This window comes from Acaryochloris marina S15 (assembly GCF_018336915.1).
Taxonomy (GTDB): Bacteria; Cyanobacteriota; Cyanobacteriia; order Thermosynechococcales; family Thermosynechococcaceae; genus Acaryochloris; species Acaryochloris marina_A.
The window spans coordinates 758675-781606 of the sequence record NZ_CP064923.1 but is presented as its reverse complement, the minus strand read 5'-3'; the positions used below and the strand labels follow the sequence as shown (position 1 = coordinate 781606).

Here is a 22932-nt window from a genome sequence, read left to right as displayed (position 1 = left end):
GAATTCGTAAGTTCCGCACCAGCTTCGGGAGTCAAAATAAGAGCAGGCTAAAGCTGTGCTTCAGAACTTTGCAACTCTAAAACGCCCAATACTGGTGATATTTGTTTTAAAAAATAATGATTTGAAGATAACCCCCCCGGTTTACCTAATGAACTCGATATTTAGATCAATTGTTCAGTGCATCAGCACAACATAGCTTTATCTATAACGTTGGTATCCTGAGTAGTGACCTAACGATAGACAGTATTCACATAGCTAGGCTGAAGTTACTATTACATTCGAGCTAACACTAGAGATTATAATTCCCAATTTTGTTTCTTAAAATTGAATTTATCTGAATTTTATAGTTCAGATTGTAAAAAACGATAGCATTCATTCCGCTAATTCATCTCTCTGTCCCTGTTTGATGAAAACTTATGGGGGATGAAGAGGCTGGAAAAATATAAGTTAAGATTGATGTACTTCAATATTCAGTCTACACAGTTATGCTTGAGTTTTCCTGGGGAAAGCCAACAGTATTGTAGAGAATATTCTATTGAGGATTATCAAGTGTTGCAGAAACTGTTCAAATTCTGAACCTTCTGGGAAAACTGTTGAGTGATGACACTTGTTGATAGCATACCGTTGAGAAGAACGCACAACATGAGGACAATCATTACCTTGTTTTGGAGTCAATTCGCTCGGTGCGTGGGAGAACAATCATAAAATGATTGACGACAACACTGATCCAAACCTCGGCCAAGTTCTGATCAACCGATATCGGTTAGCAGAGCTCATTGGTCAAGGCTCGATGGGAAAGGTTTATCGGGCAGAAGATCAGCTCTTGGGTGGTGTCACAGTCGCCGTTAAATTTCTTGCTCAAACGTTACTGAGCGAAAAAATGAAAATGCGGTTTGCCCATGAAGCTCGAACTGGGGCACAACTGGGGCAACGCAGTCTCCATATCGTCCGTGTTTTAGATTACGGTGTACATCGGAATGAAGCCCCCTTCTATGTCATGGAGTATATGGAAGGGAAAAATTTAAGTGATGTTATTGCAGCTCAGCCTTTAGGGATTAACCAATTTTTACGGTTAATGCGGCATATGTGTCTGGGATTAGAATGTGCACACCAAGGTATAAAAATTGATGGCAAACACTGTCAAGTCATTCATCGCGATATTAAGCCTAGTAATGCCTTTGTGATTTCTGATCCCAGTTTAGGAACCTTGGCTAAGGTTTTAGATTTTGGCATTGCTCAATTCTTATCAGATACTACTGAATCCAATCAAACAGGCTCGTTTATGGGGACATTGGCTTACTGTTCTCCTGAACAGATTGCCGGCAAGGATTTAGATAATCGCTCCGATATATATAGTCTTGGCATCACTATGTTTGAGGTGCTCACAGGACATATTCCGATTCAGGCCGAAACTAATTCGATTGGCAGTTGGTATCATGCCCATCGCGCTCAAGTGCCTAAAACCTTCACTCAAGTCGCCCCCGGATTACAAATCCCTGCCTCTCTGAATGACTTGATTATGTCTTGTATGGCGAAGTCTCCTGACACTCGTCCCCAGACCATGGCTGATATCCTGGCGGTCATCCAAACCTTAATAGAGCAAGGCTTGGACGGAGGCAAAGTCGAAATTGATGAGCCAGTCATCGTCGATAAAAAGGCCCATCAAAACACCGTATCGGATCGACGCCGAACCCTCGGAACGGCCCGCGTTCCCTCTATTCCTAATCCTCAGCAACGATTTTGGTCTATTGAGGATGCAGGCTGGAATGTCTCTTGGCCCAAAAATAAGCCCATTGCAGATATTGTATTTCCACAGTTATTGCAAACTGAAAAGGAAGAAGCGGTGGCCTTATGGGTGATGTTGCCGCGATCTGAAGTTAGCCAGCGGCTGCTGAATACCCGCTATAACCAGTTTTTATGTACAATTCATCCGCATCCCATGGTGCTGTGGATTACGACGATTTATGATCCGATGTCAGGGCCAAAGTGGTTGCCTTGCTATCTAGATTTGAAAGATGCTCGCGGCGAAAAAGCAGTGCAATTGCTCAGTCAGGTGGGATATTATCCACTCATTTTCTTCTCTCGTGAGGATCCTGAACAACCTGCAAACGTTTGTACTGTACCGATTGCCCCTTATCAGAAACAGATCTTTCAAGATTGGATGCGGCTCAGTCGAGGGGCTGTTGTACCGGGTTCGGCAATGACCAGTAAGCAAATGCTGAAAGCTGAGTTGGAAAAAATCAAGCCCAATATTTTAATTAAGCTCGAAAATGCGCAAGGACAAAAATTTCAAACGTAGGTCTGGGTCAAGATAGCCTTAAGCCGGCGGCACAAATAAAATTGGGTGCCAGCTTCGGCGTACCATCTCTCCAGCGAAGCTGGGAATTGACAACTCCCAGAGTCGACCAAAGTGCTTGGAAGAAACGACAATAGCGCTGATATCGAAGTCTAAAGCAACGGTTTGAATTTCTGCGATCGCATTTCCCTGACGCACATCAATATTCACCTGTAACTTCAGATCCTCAAGCCGCTGTTGTAGTGCCTGTAAGGATTTAGTGCAATCCTTGGCTTTCGGGAGTAGGGAGACTTCTTTACGCCCTGATTTCTCCAAAACCCAACACAGCATGCAGGCGTCCAAAGACTGAGGCGGCCGATTTTCTGCTTTGGCTGCGACATAGTCCACCACATGTTGAGCAGATTGGCTGCCATCAAAAGGGATAAGTAAGTATCGCAACAAATGCTGACAGCGCAGCGCCATTTCTTCTTCCGTATAGGCAGACACTAACTGTGGTCGCAGGATCAACAGAGGAACAGCAGTTTTGGGGGCTAATTCACTGGTGGTACTGCCAAACAATTTCTCATTCAGGAGGCTATGAATCGAGGTCCCTACCATGACCAACTCTGATTGATACTTTTCTACGGCAGCCAAGATAGCTTTGGCCCTCGCTCCAGCTGAGGATGAGCAGGTGGGCAATTCGATTTGGACTTCAATATTGTCAGGGCAATGTTCCAATGCGGGAGAGAGTTTGGCCTGAGCCATCGCCAATTTTTCTTCGTCAATTTTGGGAATATTTCGATCGTCTTCGAAGGGCACACAGTGTAAAAAGACAATTTGTTGCAACCCAGCTTGCGCGAGTTCAGGAATAAACTTAACGAGACGATGAAGGCCATCGGTAAAATCGGTGGTAATGAGAAGTCGATGGAACATAGATCACATCCCTGAACGCCGAATAATTGACTCTATTATGGTGCCTTGCAGTAATTTCTTCTGGGTCGCTTGAGAATCTTGATCATTACTAGTGAGTCTACTTAGGCTGCCCTAGGTTAGGCAAGCGGCCACTCAGTCCGGCCATAAAGCGAAGAGCTAGGATCCGCAGAGGAGTAATCCATTGCAGTGTACGCAACCCCAATCGCCGTCCTTGAACGACTAAAAACCACCGATTGGAAAATACTCGGTTCAGAATATCGGTAAAGCCCAACGCTAGCCAATTTTGGCGACGCCGCCACTGCTGATATTGACGCAATACCTGGACATTGCCAATATCTTGACCAGCCTGATGGGCAGTATGCAGAACTTGGGCTAAGGCTGCCGCATCCCGAATGCCCAGATTTAGACCTTGTCCTCCCACCGGATGGCAGGTATGGGCAGCATCACCGACCAGAGCGAGACGATGACCCATATATTGTGTGGAATGCATCCATTTCGCTGGAAAGAGGAAGCGGCGCCCAACCAGAGAGAGTTTGCCCATTTGCGAGCCGTATCGTTGTTGAAGCAAGTCTAGAAATTGGTCTTCTTCTAGCTCCAATAAAGCTTGGGCTTGAGCATGGGGAGCAGTCCACACAATGCGACATTGACGGTTCGCAATCGGCAAAATGGCAAAAGGACCACTGGGCCAAAATCGCTCATAGGCGATATGGTTATGGAATTTCTCGGGAGCAATGGTTGCCACTAGACAGGATTGCCAATAATCCCAGCCTTGAGTGGTGATACCGGCTTGTTGACGAACTTGAGATCGCGACCCATCTGCCGCCACCAGCATTCTGACGTTCAAAGTCTGGGGCAATGACTCAGCATTAGGGCGATGGGCCTCTTCTGCTTCGCAGGAACTGGGTGCCAATTGAACCTCCACCCCATGGGCATGGTAATGAGTAGCTATTACTTGAGCAGGACAGCACCAGTCGACATGCTCACAAGTTTCCAGAAACTGCAGTAGCTCTTTAAGTAAAACGCGATGTTCTGCAACATAGCCTAAGATAGACGTCCCTAAATCTCTCGGCTTGAATTTAACAACACTGGGACAATTGCCGTCTGATAGATGAACCTGGGAAAAATATTCGACTTGGGGAGCAATGGCCTCCCAAACACCAATTCCTTGATAAATTCGGCTAGAACTTAGGTGAATCGCATAGGCTTGGCCTTTAGCAATAGCCACCGAGTGGGGTTGCGCTTCAATCACGACCACCCGCAGGTCTGTATCTTTAAGGGCCGCAGCGAGAGTTGCGCCAACAATTCCGCCCCCAACAATAGCGATGTCATAGTCGAAGCTGGTGTGGGACGGGGCATTAACTTCCGCGACAGCAGTATTTTTCGTGGTGTGTTGGGCTGAAGCCATGGAATGTGAAGGATCGTAATACTTCTTTCATTGTTGCCTGTTTTTTGAACAGTAGGCAACTGGAGACCGCTAGGATCGAGCGATCACAAAGCTGCAACAGTAAAGTGAGGTGTCTTTTTGGAATTTTTCTACTCGGAAATATTGCAGTCCATAAACACAAGCCAATAATGGTAGGCTTTAAACCAAAAGAAGCCAATATTCTGTCCCCAAGTTTTTGACCTCAAGGATCCTATGACACAAGCTAGCGGTGCCCAACAAGCTACGGAAAAAAGCCTGGAGGCGATGAGAAAGTTCTCTGAAACCTATGCTCAGCGCACTGGAACTTACTTTTGCTCAGATCTTGGAACAACGGCTGTTGTCATTGAAGGTCTAGCCAAGCATAAGGATGATTTGGGTTCTCCTTTGTGCCCTTGTCGCTATTACGAAGATAAAGAAGCGGAAGTGGCAGCGGCCTATTGGAATTGTCCCTGTGTACCCATGCGGGAGCGTAAAGAATGTCACTGTATGTTGTTCTTGACCTCTGATAATCCCTTTTCTGGGGATCAGCAAGCCATCACTGCTGAACAAATCCGAGCTGAGACAGACAAGTTTTAATGGAAGATCTGCCTCCCGCTTTTTGGCAAGGGGTTGAAGAATTTAATCAAGGCCAATATTATGCGTGTCACGACACGCTTGAGGCCTTATGGATGGAAGCGACTGATCCACCCAAAAGCCTTTACCAAGGTTTTTTACAAGTTTCAGTAGCTTGTTATCATCTTGGCAACAAAAACTGGCAAGGTGCCGTCATCCTCTTAGGTGAAGGTATCGGTCGCCTGCAATCCTATGAGCCAGAGTTTGCAAGACTAGATATTGGAACATTTGTTGATGTCAGTGCAAACCTATTAGAATGCTTGCAGCAACATGGACCGGAGCAAGTGGCGATATTCAGTCAACTCGTTTTACCGGCTCATCAGCAGTCTGAGTCTGCCCCCCAAGATGCTAGCCTTATTACTCATTTAGCTTTATTACCCAAAATCACCACGGTAGAATAAAGCCAAATACAGATAACTAGAGTGGCTGAATGACTAGAAAAAAGAACCATCGAGCTTTAAACAGGTAACCGATGAGCAATTTTCAAATGCGAGCGCCCATTTTTAGACTCAGAGTCAATCTAGTATGCATCATCCTCTTAGGGCTAGGGGCGATTTTCTTTAATCCGATCCAAGCCCAAGATCAGCGCCGATCTTTGACCCTGCGGGCGGATGTTCAAAAAGCCAATGCTAAAACCGGTGTTGTGACAGCAGCAGGTAATGTTCAAATTATTTATCCTCAACATAAGTTGAAAGCGACTGCTGCTAAGGCTCAGTACTTTAGCCGAGAACGCCGCATTCTGATGGAAGGAGATGTGCTCATCGAGCATAAAGGCAATAATATCCAAGCGGATAAGATTACCTATGTGATTGATGAAGGCCGATTTGAGGCTGAGTCTGATCCCTCTGAGGCGGTGGAGACTAAGGTGAATATATCTAAGTAGCCTGAGCATCTGAGGACTTTTCTGAAGATCTGAGAGGAGGCCGCTTGCGTATTCTCCTACAATCTATTAGCAAATCTTATCGCCGCCGTAGCGTATTGCAGAAGGTCTCGCTGTCTACAGGTCAAGGTGAGATTGTGGGACTATTGGGGCCCAATGGAGCTGGAAAAACCACCACCTTTTATATTGCGGTGGGATTAGAACGACCGACCCAGGGAACCGTTTGGTTGGGCAGTCAAGAGATCACGGCATTACCGTTACATCAGCGAGCCCGGCTAGGAATCGGCTACCTGGCCCAGGAACCAAGTATTTTTCGGCATCTGAGTGTCCGAGATAATTTATTGATGGTGATGGAACAGTCGGGGGTGCCCCGCAAACAATGGTCTACTCGGTTAACCCATTTACTCACAGAATTTCAGCTTGATCATGTGGCCGATACTCTGGGCATGCAAGTGTCTGGAGGTGAGCGACGCCGGACTGAATTGGCACGGGTATTAGCGATGGGTAAAGATGGGCCTCGATTTCTCCTTTTGGATGAACCCTTTGCAGGGATCGATCCCATCGCTGTCGCGGCGATGCAAACTATGATTGCTCGATTGTGCGATCGCAACTTAGGTATCTTAATCACAGACCATAATGTCCGCGAAACCCTGGCGATCACGCATCGGGCCTATATCTTAAGGGAAGGGAGTATCTTGGCTGCGGGGACACCTACAGAGCTTTATGATGATCCCCATGTTCGTCAGTATTACTTGGGAGATCAGTTTCAGCGTTGATCATCACTCTGGACTCATAGCTGATGTCTAGAGTAAGCAGGGTTTTAGGGCGGCAACGATTGGCTTTGATCGATCGCTATCTGTTTCGACAATTGTTGCCGCCTTTTTTGTGGGGGATGGGAGCTTTTTCGTCCATTGGTGTGTCGGCTGCCGTTTTGTTTGACTTATTGCGTCAGGTTTCAGAAGCGCGGTTACCCCTTGCGATCGCACTATCGATCCTCGCCCTACAGCTACCTTACTTTGTCAGCCTCGCCATTCCCATGTCAGTACTATTAGCCTGTTTGCTGACCTTATCCCGGTTGCAGGGCGATGGTGAGCTAATGGCACTCCAATCCACAGGGATGGACTTAAATCGATTGATTGGCTCTTGTCTTGGTTTTTCACTATTGGCCTGTCTATTGATGTTGGGACTAACAGAAAGCGTTGTTCCCATGAGTCAAGCTCACTCACAACATCTACTTCTTCAAACCTTGCAAGCAGGGCAATTTTCACTCCAGGACCGCCATATCGTTTATCAAGATATCGGTCCCAATCAAAAACTGCGCCGCCTCTTTTATGCTCAAACGGCCCAGGAAAAAACCTTGTCTGGAATAACCGTTATCGATTGGACGTTGCCCAACCATCAGCAGATCTTAGTTGCTAAATCAGCGACCTGGAATGCAGAACAAAATCTCTGGACTTTTGAGGATGGCTCCATTTATGCCGTCGGGACTGATGGAGCTGAGAAACATATTATTGAGTTTTCAAAACAGGAACTACAACTGCCGCCTCCATTGTCTTTTGCTGATCATGACATCAACCCCAATGGGGTGACCCTCGCCCAGTCAAAACAGCTGCTAGCCAAACTCCGACAAACAGGTAATCCAACTCAAGTCAGGGCCTTAGCGATCCAAATTCATCGCAAAGTTTCGCTCCCATTTACAGTGATCGTCTTTGGATTGGTAGGAAGTTCTTTAGGCATCAGTCAGCGTCGGTTGGCCGTTAGCAATGGCTTTGGTATGAGTCTGATTGTGGTGTTGGGGCAATATATCCTAATTTTCATCGCCGATGCCTGGGGCCAATTAGGCATCATTTCGCCGTGGCTTGGGGCTTGGTTACCCAATATTATGACTGGATTCATTGGGGTAGTTTTACTGCTGAGACCAGGAAAAACTCTGCGGTGGCAACAAAAAAGATAAGCTTGCTTAAATTTAGAATTCACAGGAAATAAAACACCCCCTATAATGCCTGAATATTTACATGGGAGCCTTTGATGTCAAATTTGCTAGAAGCACAAGGAAGTTGCCTCTGTGGAGCAGTTCATGTGGTTGCTAAGGCGGTGAATCCCAACGTGGGTGCTTGCCATTGTTCAACCTGTCGTCAATGGTCTGGAGGACCGTTTTTTGCAACTGAGTGTGGTACAGAAGTGATGTTTGAAAACCAAGAGAAAATTTCGATCTTTAATTCTTCTGATTGGGCTGAACGAGGATTTTGCCAGACCTGCGGCACGCACCTGTTTTACCGCTTAAAAGAAACACAGCAGCATTTTATCCCTGTGGGGCTGTTTACTAACAGCGAAGAATTTCTGTTTGATCATCAAGTTTTTATTGAGGAGAAACCTGACTTCTACAGCTTTGCTAATAAAACCCATGACATGACAGGAGCTCAACTCTTTGCTCAGTTTGCGAGTTCTGAAGAATAAGTTTTCTTCAATACTTCACTTGTTATCAAGAAAAGTCTGCAATTTCTTTATTGAGTAGAAGGAATGGTTACCCTGGACATAATCCACACAATCCTCTAACTCTGCCTCAGCATTTGCCCAAGTCAATATATTGACAGCCTCTTTCCTTATAGGGCAGATTGAATACCTCATTTATTCAAAAGATTTGTACTTCATATAGAGATTCAAGATTTCAATCATTTTTAATCGAGAGTTCTGTAAGCAGGGAGTATTTATCAAATTCAAATTACCCATATAAATCAACCAGAAAACTAGATGATTTATATTGGCCATAATGTAAGTTAATCTATACCGTACATCATATATTTTCTGGTGTTTTTATGGTGAGATTAGCAACTGATTTAATTTATGCCATAACCTTATAACTCAGTCACCATAATATTTTAAGAGATCTATTATAATGCAGACTACGTCGGAATTGGGTGGAGAAGCGGCTGATTCTTCTGGCTTAAGTAACATTACTTTATTAGTAGTATCTACAAGAGAGATAAGCAAACTAATTCCTCTATAGAAATTCACTAGACAAGGCAATTGCCTGAGATTAACTTTCTAGATTTTATACTCATTTAACGCGGTTATTTATTTTAATACAATCGAAGATTATCTATATTAACTAGACAAAATTTAAATTCATTTTGATTGAGCCGAAACATTGAGAAATACTCAAGATAAAACCATATTATTATTACCTTCTTGAATAACTAGAAAAAGCTAACTACATCTAAATCAATGAGGGGTCTGGATTGAGATGTCATTTTAAGTTTTATCGATGGGAACCCTAGATCTGTGTAGATCTGACAACTCATGTGCATCATTAGCACTGACTTTGCAAAACTATATTGTCCCTGAATCCTAATAGACCGGGGAGAGTAAGCTGACTTTCTAATTTCGTTATGAAATGGGGAAAAACGGCACTCTACAACTCAAGTGAAAGGGTCCAGCTTGAACTTGAAGTGATCAATATTGTTTGATTGCGAGTGAATTGTGATTCCTTGCTGCAGATCCTGATTTTCTGTGTTCCCCATTACCAAGAACTCCAAGACGACATGAATGACGATAGAACTCAGTCCTATACTTCTCCACGTAAAGTTGGCCCTCTCGCCATTGCTGCCATTTTGGCCAGTAGTCTTCTTCAGCCCCTTTTCCCTGCCTTTGCTTTAGGAACCGCCGCAGGGGAACAGATCACCAATACCGCCACTGGCACCTATAAGGATGATCCTTCATCCCCAACGACCATTGATACAACATCCAATACGATTACAGTCACTGTTGCTGAAGTTGCAGGTTTATCGGCTGTACCTTCTGGATTTGCTGATGTAAATGGTGGATCCGTTGATGCTGGGGATACTTTAACCTTTACCTTCGATGTCACCAATATTGGTAATGCGCCGACTGACTTATTTATCCCTGGTACAAATAATCTGAATGCTGAGAATTTTGTACCCAGTACGGTTCAGATTGTAAATGCAGCAGGTACAGTACTAGCGACGGTACCTGCAGGTGGTTCTAACCTGAGTGCACTGTCGATAACTGGATTAGCAGATCTAGATCCTGATCAGGTCTTAAAGATTCGTGTGACAGGGACTCCAGCCTCGAATATACCCGCTGGTGCCGATGTCGGAGTCACACTAGGTAATACAGGTCCCAATAACAATAGTGCCAGTACTCAAAACCAACCTGATAATGCAGATGGTGCTCGCTCAAATGACCTTCGTACCATTGATGCTAATCCAAGTAATGGTGCACCGGAAAATGGTGAACGGGAAGCCAGTGCTACAAATAGCATTCCTTTTGGTAGCTCCCTCAGACCGATTGCTTTGGCAACGATAGCCAAGACAGCATCCAATCTAAACCCAGGACCGACTCCGGCAGCTAACGATGACTTAATTACCTATGATTTAGAGCTAACCGTTGAGAATACCTCACCGAATGCTGCTTTTGTTCCTACTAATTTAGAGGGAACGCCAATTAATTTGAACGGCACATCGACTCCCCAAATTCTTGTCTCTGATGCTATCCCTGTGGGGACAAAGCTGTCTTCGATTGATAACATTCCAGCCAATTGGCAAGCTGTTTATACCACTACACCAACCAGTACACCAGCAACAGCTGCAGCTTGGGTCACAACGCCACCGCCTCTGACTTCAGTGACACGGCTTGGGTTTGTTTTTGTGGGTGGGCCTGTTCTAGGTAGAGGGACAACCGTAACGCCATTTCGCTTTACCGTGATTACATCTGGCTTGCCACCCCTAGGTGGACAGGTGAACAACTTAGCCCAGGTGTTTGGAGAAACGTTTGGTGATCCGTCTAACCAAGTTATTTATGATGAATCGGGTGATTCTCACCCCAATAACTTTAATGACAATCAAACGCCTCCCAGCCCAACTGGAAGTAACTATAACCCGACAACCGATACAGGGGTTGCAAATCCAGTCACGCAAGGTACGGATGCAGGCAACGGCAACAATGGAACGGGTCCTAATGGTGAAGCCAATGTGATCCGCTTAGGAGAAGTGGCAGCTAGTGATGATATTCTCAATGGTCCCGATGGTGTGCCTGGAGCAGGAGGGCCCTCTGATGACGATGATGATTTTACGAATCGATCGACTGATATCCCGCCAAATCTAGGTCCTACTGATACCTTTGACCCGGCTCCATCTACCTTCACCAATTCCGTTCAAAATCCAGCAAGCACCGGGTTTATCGCTGATGTCACGATTCAGCCGATTTCACCGACTCAGGCTGAAGGAGCTGATGAGAGTACATTGACGGGGCAATATGGAACAGATGCTGATATCCCCAACGGTACGGTTGTCACTATTGCTTATGATCCGGATGGTAACCCTGGGAATGGTGATGAGCTAACCGCAACCTATCGATGGGATAGTACCACCAATACCTTTGAGTTGTTTGCTAGTACGACGGGGGGTGTTGCTGATGGTACGCCTAAGCATGTCAATGCTGGTAATTTACCCGGAGGAAGGGCCATTAACTATTCGGTGACGGTGGATCTACCGGATGGGGTGGGGCTAAATGATGAGATTCCCATTCCCATCGTGGCTTTTGCGGATGATGATCCAGTCAATAATCCGGGTTTTACGGGAGAAACTACCAATAATGTGACGATTGATCGTCTGTATACTGGCTTTTTACAAGTCATCAAAGAAGTCCAAGTACTGGACGCCAATGGGGAGGTCATTCAGGCCTGGACCTCTGATCAGACTATTTTAGATAGTGTTAATATCCAGCTGGATTATCAGCTGGAGTACCGGGTTACTTACGAGAATATTTCTACTCCTGTCGTGGGGAATGGCAACATCGGTTTGACAATTCCTGACTTGACCTTAGTAGAAGATGGCACTGCGATTGTGGGAGGCACAACCAATAACTGGGCGGGCTTCTCTAACCATCAGCAAAATACGAGCGCAGATCAAGGGACCGTGAGATACTTCACGAACAGTGATGATCCCAATCCTTTGACCACATCAGATCCGGTGGATGATACCAAAATCCAGAAATATGAGAATGAGGTCGGACAAGTTGATCCAGGTCAGCGGGGTCAGTTCTTCTTCCGTCGTCGTATTAAGTAATGGGGGTTAGGAGGGAACCCTATCAACAGATCATCTGTTTTTGGGGTTCAATCCTTCTCAATCCCTCTACTGTTGCATTTCAAAGGTCTTCAAATAATGAAACGTCGCTTATCAATTGGTCTGGGTATTTTAGCGGTTGCTGTAGCTGTTCCTTTTGCCAGCGGCACTCCGGTCTTTGCTAATTTGCAAAAGGCTGGCGCAGAGCTGGTGCAAAAAATATTACAGCCAGAGGTAAAACTAGCACTATCTGCAGAGAAACAAGTCATTTCTACCAACGCAGAAGGGGAGCAAGAAATCGTCTGGGAAGCTGTAGAGGGTAATGTCACTGTCCGTCCGGGTGATGTCTTGCGCTATACCTTGCTAAGTGAGAATGCTGGGGATAAATCCGCTTCGGAGCTAAAAATCAACCAACCCATTCCCAACAAAACAGCTTACGTATTGGATTCTGCTCGGGCCAACGGTGCCACGCTTACTTACAGTATTGATGATGGTCAGACTTATGCTGAACAACCCATGCTGGAGGTGACTCAGCCGGATGGAACGGTCAAGATGGAGCCTGCACCGGCTGAAGCTTATACCCATGTGCAATGGGATTATAGTGAGTCTTTAAAGCCGATGGCTGCCGTTCAAGCAGTCTATGAAGTTGCGGTGCAGTAGATAGATATTGCGAGAACGCCTCAAGTTGTTTGGGGAATCCTCTGCATATTTACCATCCCCAAGTTCCGGCACCGCCTTTAAAGGGGCCAACAATATCGGGTGTAATCCAACCACCGTAAAAATCACCAGACTGGGCCTGGACCACTTCTCCATCGAGGGTGCAAACGTCCATGCGGCTAGGATAGAAGGCGACGTAATCTTTGAGATCAGCGAAGCGAGGGGTGGGATTGGCGTAAAACCAACCTACGTTTTCTTCGATGCGATCGCACACGGTTACCGTGTAATATCCTGCAGATCCTTTCCACTCACAAAACGTCGATCGCCGCGTTAGCTGTAAATATTCCATTTGAATATCAGTGGGCGGAATATAGTAGACCGGCGGATGACTGGTCTCTAGGACTCGCTTGGCCTGGTGGGTATCAGCTAAGGTAACCCCATTAATAATGATCTGCAGATGTTTAGAAGAGTCTTCTAAACGAGGAGGACGAGGATAATCCCAAACAGATTCTTGACCCGGACCGGGTTCAATACGATTCAGGGGCATTAGAACAAAACTCCTCTCTTGAAAGCGACCCATACACTTTTTAGAGGGTAACGCCGATCGGTTCTAATGTGGTTTTGAAAGAGATATGGAAGGCTTTGACGTGGTGATCTTGGAGGCCAATAAAGCCAGAACCTCTGTGGTTGCTTCTAATTTAGAGGGGCTGCGAGATATGGTGCAAGACAGTTGCAATGGATTTAAGGTGGCTCCTCTCAATGCTCACCCATTTGCCCAGGCCATTGATGATGTTCTAGAGAGAAAACTGCCCGATCTCTCAGATGCGACCTAGGCCTGGGGGACGGAGCAATATGCCCCAGGGGTTGTGAGCGATATGCTGAGGTTCTGCATCAGGTGACCCAAACCTTGCCTCCAGTGCTCTATCGCTAATGAACTTTCAACACAATTTTGCCAGTTTGCTGGTTGGACTCTAAAGCATGGTGGGCAGCAATGACTTCTTCAAATGGGAAGGTTTCACTGACCATCGGCTGCAAACGGCCATCTGCTAGACGGGGAAGGAGAAATTCACGGGCTGCTACGACCGCTTCTGTTTGTTGAGGAAGACCAAAATTGGGATACCCCGTATAGGCGAACACGGTATACCCATGCAGACTGATGTTTTTTAACAGAAATGGCATCACGGGTAAGGTGGGTTCCGTTGAATCCAGGAGACCATACAAAATACAGCAGCCTCCCATGGCTAGGCAGTCGAGGAGGGTGGGAATGGTACGGCCTGCGATCGCATCAAAAATCACCTTGACTCCCTGTCCATCAGTAATCACCTGAACCCGCTCTGCCAGGTCTTCTTCACTAGTGACCACCACATGATCTGCTCCAGCTTGGTGAAGGGCATCGGCTTTGGCCCGCTTGCGGGTGGTAGCGATGACCGTCGCCCCCATTTGTTTGGCTACAGCAATAGCGGCAAAACCAACACCGCCCGTAGCTGCAGTGAGTAAAACGGTATCACCGACCTGTAAATGACCGACCCTTTGCAGGGCAAAGTAGACGGTAGTGTACTGGACACCAACGCAAGCGGCCTGCTCTGCGGAAAGAGTATCGGGCCAGGGCCAGAGGGCATTGGCGGGGACAATTGCGGCTTCACCATAGACCCCATAGTCGGCCTGGGAAAAGGTTGGGATGGTGAGAATGCGATCGCCCACCACAACGTTATCCACATCAGGTCCTACTGCCTCCACCGTACCGGCAACGTCATAGCCCAACTTGGATGGCAGCTCCGGCGTTTCAATATATTGATTTTGGCGGAGGAGGCCATCGGCACGATTGAGACCAATCGCCCGTATTGCAATACGGACTTCGCCAGAACCTGGTGCAGGTAACGCAAGGTTGTCAATTTTGAGACCTTCAGGACCCCCAAATTCATGAATACGAACAACACGAGTCATCGTTTTACCTCAAAGTTTTAGATAGAGCATTGCTAACGCTCTATCGGTAGACTAAAAAGGAAAAATAGATTAGTCAAACGAATACTATGCATAGCTGCCATCGATTGCATACATACCAAGGAGCAACCCCATGACCCTTGACTATGCCAATCTGCGCCAACTAGATCTGAATCTACTGCTGGTTTTAGATATTCTGATCGCTGAAGCGAGTGTGACTCAGGCAGCTGAGCGGCTACATATGAGTCAATCGGCCATGAGCCATGCCCTAAAACGGCTCCGCAAGGTCTTGAACGATCCGATCTTGATTCGGGTTTCGCAACGCCAAATGGAAGTGACTCCCTATGCCCGTGAAATCAGTGGGCAAGTGCGGCAGGTATTGACCGATATTCAAGCAACCCTGCTAGTGAAAGAAACCTTTGATCCAGCCACGACGAAGGTAGATTTTCGCATGGCGACGAATGACTATGTAGAAGCAACCATCGGTGGACAAGTGCTCTCTAAGCTAATGGTTGATGCCCCCCAAGTGCAGATTAGGATATGCAGCACCAAGAAAGATGAGGTATTAGCGGCATTGGATGCCAATAGGATAGATCTGTTTATCGGTGCTGAATTAGATCGCAAGCCTTGGCATGACCAACAAGCGCTCTACGAAGAAGAATTTGTGTGTGTAGTGCGTAGTGAAAATCCGCTGACGGAGATGTCATTGACTGATTATGTCGCCAGATCTCACATTCTGGTCTCGCTTCGGGATGATTTTCTGGGAATTGTGGATCGCCGCTTGGCAGAACAACAGCAGGCCCGGTCGGTGATTTGGTCTACGCCCCATTTTATGTCAGTGCCGTTTTTGCTGGCTCGAACAGATTGTGTGGCGCTATTGCCAAAACGAATGGCGGAACAATGTGCCAAGGCCATGGGGTTAAAATTGTTGCCACCTCCGATGGATATCACAGGATTTACGGTCTCGATGGTTTGGCATCAGCGTCATACCCATAGTTCTCAACATCAATGGTTGCGAGAACAGGTAGCTCAGGCTATCCAAGCTTTATAAAGCGAGGATGCTCCACCCAGCCGTCCTTACCTGTGTTGATATTCTGCTTTTGGTGAAGCGACTCCTTCTTCTGACGCGAAGCTAACTTAGAGCTGACTTTTCCTGCTAAGTCTCCTGGGTAGCTAACAGCCAGCCTTCAATCAGGTCATTGAGCTTCGCCCACCCTTTCCACAGGACTTGAATTCCAATCGGTGTGTTTCGACGATGCTCCAGATATCCCCCGAGTCGTGCAACTGCTTGAACAGCCCATGCCACCGTTAATGTTTTAGGTACCTTCGGGGTCTTGGCAATGAGAACTTTGATCTGTAAAGGCGTGAGGACATCTTGTGCAGGTAATTGAGGTTGTGTTCGTTCTAAATAAGTCACACGCAACAGCTCTACAGCAGTGACACACAGGAATCCCAATAAGGTTTTCATTCCCTCAGATGCCAACCGATATCGCTCCACCTGAGTGCCCGATTTTAGAACTTTGTGATACTCCTCAACTCGCCAACGGTAGGTGTACCAACGCAAAATGGTTTGGGCCATTTCTACTGTTGTCACGACTTCACTAGTGAGCAACATCCATGACACTGGTTCTTCCCCTTCAGGTGGGGCTACTTCTGTTGCATAGACAGCGTAAATCTGAAGGGGTTGACTGGCAGCTAGTCGGGCTGGTCTTTGAAGTTCAACAAGACAACATCTCACAGCTAACTTAGCCGTGCGCGCACTCCGGCCTTTCGTTTTAGGTAAGTCAATCTCATACTCGAACTGAACACTCTGGGCTTCCAGCTTTTCCCACAGGCGATTAGGATCGTGTTCTAGACAACGATTATGAGAGGCTCTAACCACGAGTCCCGTATTGTCTAGGGTATTGAGTCGTTCAAAGACTTCAGCAATGTCTCCTTCTCGGTCAAAGACATGAATGATACGAGTTGAAGGACCCACAGCTTTCTCCACTGCGTGCAGTGCTTCCACCCAACGATAGGATTCTTTTTCCTCAAATAGACGCTCCCGAGCAGTTTTACGCGCTTTGGTCTGACGTTTCTTCTTTTGTCGGGACGTTTCATTCTTCGGGGGCTTGGGGCGATGCTGACGATTCCACACTTTTTGCCATAACAAACCCAAGGGTTGGCCCTGCTCAGGGTCAACGGCTAAGGCACTATGGAGTAATAATCCATTCCCCCCTCTGCCTTGGGGACCATAGCCTTGGCGCTTCTGCTTGATACCTTCATAGTCGAGGAAGGTGGTGTCGCCAACACTCAAGGTCATCTCTTGCGACGATACGCTACAAGCGGTCATAGAACAATGAGGAGAAATAATCTTAGCGAAGCTGGTTTTCACATTTGCGAAAACTCGTAAGACCGTTTGAGGGCTTTCCCAGTCTCAAATACGGTCATAGGGCTTGACCAAATTTCTCGCTCAGAGAACGACCGATACTGAATGCACGGTGATTCAATCGTTGATCACCCAACTCACAGGTTCCAAAATTTTGCTCATAACGCTCTGGACTCATTAGATGCTCCCTGGGTATCACTGCACTTACTTTAACCAAGGCTGAGACTAAGGGCTACAAATACCACCCACTAAGCACTGGAAGACTTAGCAGGAAAAGTCAGAACTTAGAGGCGTACTGCCATCCCGCTCACCTCAATTCCACCGCTAGCAGGAATATCCACCACCAGCCGACTAGGTCGCCCCATCGCTTCTCCTTGGCGAATCACAAACTGATGGGGGACAGAGATTAACTGGGCATCCCGCAGATACCCTCCTAAAGCTGCCGCCGCTGCCCCCGTTGCCGGGTCTTCCACCACACCGCCAACGGGGAAGGGATTACGGGAATGAAAAATGCGAGGGCTCTCTCGCCAGATTAACTGTAGCGTTAACAGGCCATCCTGCTGCATCAGTACTTTGAGCCGGTCAAAATCGTAGTCTAAATGAGCCAGCCGCTCTGCTTGGGAAACGGCCAATACCAAATGCCATGCCCCAGCATAAGCCCGAGCCGGTGGGATAGATAGATCCAGCTCATCCAATTGCCAACCCAAAGCAGACAAGATGTCAGCCACTAATGCATCCGAGGCTAGGGTATGGGTGGGTTCTACAGATGTCAAAGAAGCTTGCCATTGCCCCTCTTGGACACTGACAGCCACAGGGACTTCTCCTACGGTCGTTGCTAATTGATACGTTCCCTCACCACTCAATTCACCAAGGACCACTCCAGTTGCAACGGTGGCATGTCCACAAAAGGGTACTTCTACTTCTGGACTGTAGTAACGGACCGTTCGCGCAAATCCAGTTTTTGGCACCACAAAGGCTGTCTCAGAAAAGCCCACTTCAGCCGCGATTCGCTGCATGGTTTCCGGGGTTGGCAGGGTATCGCCAATCCACACTCCGGCAGGGTTCCCCCCTTTTGGATCAGTTGTAAAAGCAGACAGCAGGCGCAGTGAGGAGTCAGTCATGGGTTTGAGTTTTAGGGCAGGCAATAGCAGATAATCGCTCAAGCAAGGACAAAAAAGCAAGCTCTAGTGCTGCGCTAGCCCATGTGAGCAAGCATTTTGACAAATCGGTCGAGGGGCCACATTTTGCGTTCTGAGACTTGGCCATCTCCTAACTCTACGATCCGCTCTTGGCCTTCTAAAGTTTGGGCGACATCAACGGAGTAGAAAGGAGCATCTATTCGTTGAGTTACAGTTTCAACAATGGCAGGCACTTTAGAAGTGGGCGAATACGCAGTGCCATTGACCACGAAATATCTCTGTTCTGATTGAGACTGAAACTGCTCTACTCTACGCACAGCAACACCCCCTTCAATCTCTCCCCGATATTGTTCAATCCGCTCGATAATATTGACCGCTTGCTCTGGGGTATTGGCAATGGACCCTTGGGCATCGGTGTTGGATTTCACAAAGTCTTTGATAAAGTAAGCGTCCCAATTCAAATGAGAGATTTGTTCCAGATAGTTGGAGCCTTTTTCCAGAAATACCGTTTCTGGGGTCAGATCAGCACAGGCGGAATACCACTGATTGAGATGGTGACAATGGGCATAATCTGCGGCTGAGGTTACTGGAATCCCTCCTCTCTTGCCGATAAAATCGGTCAAGGCTTGATAAGCAGTGAGATTAAACATCCAGCCACGATATAAAATCGCTTCACCGGACTCAATACGGGGCCGAGGCTTAAAATCGCCAAAACTCAAATCATCGTAAGCAAACAAGGAAACGGGGATTCCCAATTGCTGAACTGCCACAAATTCGTCCGTAAACGGTTGATCGGGTTCTTGAGACTCTAGCGGGTTGCAGGGATACAAAATTCTCATAGCAATGTTTGAGAACAAGTTTCTAGTGGTGGTGCTTCAGGGAGTTAGAGAAGCTAGAGATCCCATCGCATTACTCCCTTCCCGCCATAAGATCGTGCATCTAAATATCATTGAAATTCTTATTTATCAAGAATCTGAATACCCAATCTTATGCTGGGATGGGAGTAAATACCTGTTGGTATAAGACTGGATTGCGGGGAATAATCAGCTTATCAGACGCATTAACAGCAGCTTTGGTAACGGCAATTTCTTCAGTTCAACCAATGGCACTTTCGTGATGGAAAACGATAGATTTATTGATTTACCAAGTATTCGGCAACATTTTCCCCGCTCAATCGCCTTGCCCGAGCGGCTGATAGAGTTGTTGACGCTTCTCCACCAAAAATATCGCTACTACCACTGTGATGAAGAGCCACTCTTAAAAGGAGTATTCTTTGATGACTATTACATCAAGAACGGCAACGACCTAGCTAACCATTTCGGTATTTTTATGCTTAGCAGCGTAGGAGATAGGGTTGGATATTGGTTTTATGAAGATTGTTCTCCTGACAATGCACCTATCGTAATCATTCATGAAAGCGGAGGCTTAGTTCTTGCCAACTCACTGGAAGAGTTTTTAGAAAGACTGATACAGGATACTTTTTGGGATTATTGTTGTCGGTCTGACTTTGAGACTGATCCGAATAACGGCTGGATTGATGAAGTCGATATATGGCTACACGAGGTTGTGCAAATCATACCTAGAACTCGTGAAGAACTCCTCTTTGATCCAAGTAAAAATCACCCCGACATCTGGGATTGGCTGGATCAAAAACATATCCAGCAGCGTGAAAAAGTTGCTCCATGGGAAGAAGATCTTATGCACCAGATCGCTGATGTTATGTCACCATACTTCCCCACAGAATCTTCACTCAGCGATTTTGAAATACAAATTGCAGGATCTTGTTTTGAAATGCATCGTGGGTGTAGTCAAAGGATGATCAAACATGCTGAGGCATTGGAACCGCTGATTCGTGAATTCAGGGAGCGGCGTAGTCAAACTCACCCAGAGAATAAACGATGGTTTGTGGTCTACCTTATTCTTTTGAGTTCTGGGAGTGTGAATGTGTATGGCAATTTTGATGATGTTCCGTCTTTTCGGCAGGTCAAGCCTACACTGCAAGATTACATCGATGATTTGCGATTAGAGTTACACACAAACCTATGGATTTCCAGAGACCTCAATCTCGAAGTGTTGAGGCTTTCTTTGGTAGAAGATTGTCATGCAACCTTCATTCAGGCTTATCCGCACCTGGTTCCATTTGATCCAGATGATGACCAATCTTGGAGTCAATATGGAGATCTGCTGTTCCAGTTCAAGCACTATGAGGCTGCCATCTCAGCCTATAACCATGTTTTAGTGGATGATTCCAATAGACAAGATATTGTGGACAAACGAGAACAGGCACAACAAGCTATCCAACACTCGTAGCCCATCGCAGTGCTTATAAATTGGGTGCAGACAGTCCGAGGAGTTGGGCCACCAGAGGTAAGACTTTTTCAGCGCGATCGCAATCCAATACCTCCGATTCCCAACCCTGCAATCCAGTCCCCACACTTCCTTGCGTCACTCGTTCTCCCATTTGTCGCCGTTCTGCTGCCGGAAACGTCGAGAACGTCCGCCGCAGCAACGGTAACAGCGTTACAAAAGTATCCGGTGCCAATTCACAAACCCACTGATCCAGCACCTGCCAAATCTCCTGATTGTGGAGTAACAACAGGCCACTGCCCTTGAGAAAGCCTTCAATCCAGGCTGCTGCTTGAGTCGGTTCCGTCGCCAAGGATAACGCTAACCCCAACCGTTGGGCCGCTCTTGCAGGTTCGAACTGTCCCCCATCCAGCAGTAACCGACAACAGCGACCGCCCAGCAATCCATGCAAACTCTCTCGATGGGCCAGTTGTTGTACCACCATCCACCACATCTGCTGGTGGTCCTGATTTTGCAGCAAATTAATCGCGCTGTGGGTTTGCATAATTTGCTGATCCATCATGGCTGCCGCGTCATCATCCAGGGACGCACAAGCCCCCGGTAAACCAATACAGATGCGAGTGACTAAGCCATCCACCACATGGGCCACAACATCCGTATCCGTTTGGCGGACATCGCGATACCGCAGGATTTGGGCCAAAGACGGTAAGGCCGACATCAGATGCACCACATCGCTGGCGACTGCAGCTTCAGCCTGCAAGCAGAGCATCAGTTGGGCAATCGCTTCGGGAAGAGCCGCCAATAGCACTTGGTCTAACAGCTCAGTCAATTTCGGTAAATTGGGAGCCTTTTCAGCCACATCACAGGCATAGGCTGTCGTTGCAACTTCAATCGTATTTCCCCATTGACCTGCTTCAATTAAGGCAATCTCAAACTCAGGCTGCCACTCTAGCATCCACGCTTCTTTGAAGGTGCCTTTACCGCGACTAAAGGTAGGGCGGCCCCAAGGAATTCCCAGTAAATTGAGACGATGCAAAAGTTGCGATCGCAACAAATCATTCGGCTTTCGCAAATCCAGAGCCAATTCCTTGGACGTCACCTGAGGTTTGAGGCGCAGCTTTTTCTGCCAACGCTGCAAATCCACCTGTAAGGGCACCATCGGCGTATCGTCCGGGACTTGCCCCATGCGATCGCTGATAATCAATCGTTCATGAATAAGCCGCAACGGCAGGTCATCTCCAAAGCAGAGGACCGTCTGGGCCGCTTCATTCAGTTCCGGCAAACCAGGTGTGGGGCAATCTCGCAGCGCCGCTAAAGAATTGGCCAACCGCACCGCCTCAATCACGCTAGCCGAGGAGGCATCCACATCGGCCTGACGCAACAGTCGAGCCACATGGGTCAACCAATAAATCGTGGGTTGATCCGATGCAGTCCATAAATGGTGATACCAGCCGGGAGCAGCAATCCCAGCGCCATAGCCACTGCGATCTGCCAGCCGTTCATAGGTCCAGGGAATCCAGGTGGAGGTCACCTTCAGTTTAGGTAAGCCTTTCAGTAAAGCCGTATCCTGCTTAGCCGGTGGGAAAGGTTCTGCCAAAGCAGGCGTATGCCAAGCCCCACAAATAATCGCAATTTTTTCATGCCCTGCTTTTTTAGCTTTGCGGATCGTTTGCCGCATATAGGCTTCTCGCAAGGCTTCTCGGTAATCCCGATTGTTATTGAGATCCGGCGGATGGTCTTTTTCCATCTCTAATCGCAGGGCTGTCATCGCTTCCACAATGGCGGGGAACAAATCGGTGGTTTCAGATCGCTGTTCCACCATTCGCTCCCACCAGCGTTCACTATCATTGAATCCAGCAGCTTGGGCTAACCAAAAGAGCGGATCATGCCGAATCTCCGGTAGAGCAGACTCAGGTGATAAATTCTCAGCATCACTATCTGCTTCGGGGGGTTCAAACTGTTGATCAAGCTGCTGTCGCAAAGCAAGCTGGTGGGTCTGGGGTAAGTCCATCCACTGCACCGGGACCTGCTGTTGTAGGCCATAGTCTAACGCCTGCCATTCGGGTGAAAAGACCGCAAAAGGGTAATAAACGGCTTGCTGAGGTTGCTCCGGTGAATAGATCAAAATCGCGACAGGCGGACTCATGTCTGGACTCACTATCTGGTCAATTACGCCCGCAGCATCCGGTGGCCCCTCCACCAAAATCAAATCAGGCTCTAGGCTTTCTAAGCTCTGTCGCAAACTCCGGGCTGAGCCCGGTCCATGATGGCGAATTCCAAACAGGTGCAGTGTAGACATTTAATCGAACATCTT

21 protein-coding genes are annotated in these 22932 nt (G+C 47.3%); 12 read left to right on the top strand and 9 right to left on the bottom strand.

The genetic code is table 11. The features are described from left to right. Positions 1-706 precede the first annotated feature (706 nt). On the top strand, positions 707-2299 hold the full coding sequence (locus I1H34_RS04325; protein ID WP_212664511.1) for a serine/threonine protein kinase: 1593 nt from the start codon (positions 707-709) through the stop codon (positions 2297-2299). An 18-nt stretch (positions 2300-2317) separates the two neighbouring features. On the opposite strand, the gene I1H34_RS04320 is transcribed toward I1H34_RS04325, so the two are convergent. Together I1H34_RS04320 and I1H34_RS04315 are read right to left on the bottom strand one after the other, a co-directional pair. Beyond that, the gene (locus I1H34_RS04320; RefSeq protein ID WP_212664510.1) at positions 2318-3208 is read right to left on the bottom strand and encodes a universal stress protein; all 891 of its coding nucleotides are present in this window, start codon (positions 3206-3208) and stop codon (positions 2318-2320) included. Positions 3209-3305: 97 nt separating this feature from the next. Next, positions 3306-4613 carry an FAD-dependent hydroxylase gene (locus tag I1H34_RS04315; RefSeq protein WP_212664509.1) on the bottom strand — a complete coding sequence of 436 codons (1308 nt, stop codon included), beginning with the start codon at positions 4611-4613 and terminating at the stop codon, positions 3306-3308. A gap of 231 nt (positions 4614-4844) precedes the next feature. On the opposite strand from I1H34_RS04315, the gene I1H34_RS04310 reads away from it, so the two are divergent. The 8 genes from I1H34_RS04310 to I1H34_RS04275 all read left to right on the top strand — a co-directional run bounded on the left by I1H34_RS04310 (position 4845) and on the right by I1H34_RS04275 (position 12866). Then, positions 4845-5207, top strand: coding sequence for a ferredoxin-thioredoxin reductase catalytic domain-containing protein (locus tag I1H34_RS04310; RefSeq protein ID WP_212664508.1), 363 nt, complete (start codon positions 4845-4847; stop codon positions 5205-5207). Then, the gene (locus I1H34_RS04305; RefSeq protein ID WP_212664507.1) at positions 5207-5644 is read left to right on the top strand and encodes a DUF309 domain-containing protein; all 438 of its coding nucleotides are present in this window, start codon (positions 5207-5209) and stop codon (positions 5642-5644) included. Before I1H34_RS04310 ends, I1H34_RS04305 begins: the two co-directional genes overlap by 1 nt. A gap of 71 nt (positions 5645-5715) precedes the next feature. Next, positions 5716-6126, top strand: a complete 411-nt coding sequence (locus tag I1H34_RS04300) for an LptA/OstA family protein (RefSeq protein ID WP_212664506.1) — start codon at positions 5716-5718, stop codon at positions 6124-6126. Between the two features lie 44 nt (positions 6127-6170). Beyond that, positions 6171-6899: an LPS export ABC transporter ATP-binding protein gene (gene lptB, locus I1H34_RS04295; RefSeq protein WP_212664505.1), complete on the top strand. Its 729-nt coding sequence runs from the start codon at positions 6171-6173 to the stop codon at positions 6897-6899. 23 nt (positions 6900-6922) lie between these two features. Continuing rightward, complete coding sequence (locus I1H34_RS04290; RefSeq protein ID WP_212664504.1) at positions 6923-8077, top strand: LptF/LptG family permease; 1155 nt, start codon at positions 6923-6925, stop codon at positions 8075-8077. Positions 8078-8151: 74 nt separating this feature from the next. Continuing rightward, positions 8152-8580, top strand: a complete 429-nt coding sequence (locus I1H34_RS04285; protein WP_212664503.1) for a GFA family protein — start codon at positions 8152-8154, stop codon at positions 8578-8580. Between the two features lie 1016 nt (positions 8581-9596). Next, positions 9597-12209, top strand: a complete 2613-nt coding sequence (locus I1H34_RS04280) for a DUF7925 domain-containing protein (RefSeq protein WP_249369788.1) — start codon at positions 9597-9599, stop codon at positions 12207-12209. Between the two features lie 96 nt (positions 12210-12305). Next, positions 12306-12866, top strand: coding sequence for a DUF11 domain-containing protein (locus tag I1H34_RS04275; RefSeq protein ID WP_212664501.1), 561 nt, complete (start codon positions 12306-12308; stop codon positions 12864-12866). Between the two features lie 49 nt (positions 12867-12915). Here I1H34_RS04275 and I1H34_RS04270 read toward each other — a convergent pair whose 3' ends face one another. Beyond that, positions 12916-13410, bottom strand: coding sequence for a DUF427 domain-containing protein (locus I1H34_RS04270; RefSeq protein WP_212664500.1), 495 nt, complete (start codon positions 13408-13410; stop codon positions 12916-12918). 85 nt (positions 13411-13495) lie between these two features. Between I1H34_RS04270 and I1H34_RS04265 the strand changes: the two genes are divergently transcribed. Beyond that, positions 13496-13696 carry a glycosyltransferase gene (locus tag I1H34_RS04265; protein WP_249369786.1) on the top strand — a complete coding sequence of 67 codons (201 nt, stop codon included), beginning with the start codon at positions 13496-13498 and terminating at the stop codon, positions 13694-13696. Positions 13697-13790: 94 nt separating this feature from the next. Here I1H34_RS04265 and I1H34_RS04260 read toward each other — a convergent pair whose 3' ends face one another. After that, positions 13791-14807: a zinc-dependent alcohol dehydrogenase family protein gene (locus tag I1H34_RS04260; protein WP_212664499.1), complete on the bottom strand. Its 1017-nt coding sequence runs from the start codon at positions 14805-14807 to the stop codon at positions 13791-13793. A gap of 130 nt (positions 14808-14937) precedes the next feature. Here I1H34_RS04260 and I1H34_RS04255 point away from each other — a divergent pair, with 130 nt between their 5' ends. Continuing rightward, positions 14938-15855, top strand: a complete 918-nt coding sequence (locus I1H34_RS04255) for a LysR family transcriptional regulator (protein ID WP_212664498.1) — start codon at positions 14938-14940, stop codon at positions 15853-15855. 105 nt (positions 15856-15960) lie between these two features. Here I1H34_RS04255 and I1H34_RS04250 read toward each other — a convergent pair whose 3' ends face one another. The 4 genes from I1H34_RS04250 to I1H34_RS04235 all read right to left on the bottom strand — a co-directional run bounded on the left by I1H34_RS04250 (position 15961) and on the right by I1H34_RS04235 (position 19150). Continuing rightward, positions 15961-17178: an IS4 family transposase gene (locus I1H34_RS04250; RefSeq protein WP_212664497.1), complete on the bottom strand. Its 1218-nt coding sequence runs from the start codon at positions 17176-17178 to the stop codon at positions 15961-15963. Between the two features lie 52 nt (positions 17179-17230). After that, positions 17231-17350, bottom strand: coding sequence for an IS4/Tn5 family transposase DNA-binding protein (locus I1H34_RS04245; protein WP_249369784.1), 120 nt, complete (start codon positions 17348-17350; stop codon positions 17231-17233). A gap of 106 nt (positions 17351-17456) precedes the next feature. Next, a complete protein-coding gene (locus I1H34_RS04240) occupies positions 17457-18293 on the bottom strand; it encodes a PhzF family phenazine biosynthesis protein (protein ID WP_212664496.1) in 837 nt (278 codons plus the stop codon). 74 nt (positions 18294-18367) lie between these two features. Next, a complete protein-coding gene (locus I1H34_RS04235) occupies positions 18368-19150 on the bottom strand; it encodes an ATP-grasp domain-containing protein (protein ID WP_212664495.1) in 783 nt (260 codons plus the stop codon). A gap of 274 nt (positions 19151-19424) precedes the next feature. Here I1H34_RS04235 and I1H34_RS04230 point away from each other — a divergent pair, with 274 nt between their 5' ends. Next, positions 19425-20621, top strand: coding sequence for a hypothetical protein (locus I1H34_RS04230; protein WP_212664494.1), 1197 nt, complete (start codon positions 19425-19427; stop codon positions 20619-20621). A 13-nt stretch (positions 20622-20634) separates the two neighbouring features. Here I1H34_RS04230 and I1H34_RS04225 read toward each other — a convergent pair whose 3' ends face one another. Beyond that, the gene (locus I1H34_RS04225; protein WP_212664493.1) at positions 20635-22917 is read right to left on the bottom strand and encodes a DUF5682 family protein; all 2283 of its coding nucleotides are present in this window, start codon (positions 22915-22917) and stop codon (positions 20635-20637) included. Positions 22918-22932: the final 15 nt, after the last annotated feature.